The following is a 541-nucleotide window of genomic DNA, read 5'->3' as shown; positions in this document are numbered from 1 at the left end:
AATACTGATGAAGCTCATGTGTAAGCTGCAATAATGCCGAACGAATCTCAAATTCCTCCCGGGTTGCGGGAAGCTCCATTGCTTTAAATTCTTCACGAACCTGCTCCAGCAGCTTCTCAGTCTGTCCTGTATAATGTCCAGCCAAAACGTCATTGCTAAGCTGGTCGAACAGCTCGGCCAGAAGCTTGGCCTGCGGCATATGCTGATACATTTGTGCGATCAACTGCATCATGTTTTGGATCGAATCCAGCTGCTCTTTTCGCATATAAAAATACACATTCCAACCCTCTTGGGGACGAAGCATCTGATTTTCCAAGGAACGCCCCGCCTCAGTGACCCCTTTGGCTATCACGCTGTTCGCTTCAATAACTTCCTTGCCATCCCATATGTATGCTGGACTACGCAGCGTATTGGCCATATTTCTGAATATAACAGAAAATGTCCGATCCACTTCCTGCCGAATTTGTTGCATTGTATTATCAGAACCCGGCATATAGGCTAAATTGACAATCATCGCGGAACCCAGTCCAATCACTAGCAG

1 pseudogene is annotated in these 541 nt (G+C 46.6%); it reads right to left on the bottom strand.

Going from position 1 to position 541, the window contains the following annotated elements:
• A pseudogene (locus GRP75_RS28980) lies at positions 1–541 on the bottom strand (aromatic acid exporter family protein); the annotation flags it as partial.

Source organism: Paenibacillus sp. OT2-17, assembly GCF_009827695.1.
Classification (GTDB): domain Bacteria; phylum Bacillota; class Bacilli; order Paenibacillales; family Paenibacillaceae; genus Paenibacillus; species Paenibacillus polymyxa_B.
The sequence above is the reverse complement of the archived record's forward strand: the minus strand, read 5'-3'. Positions and strand labels throughout refer to the sequence as shown.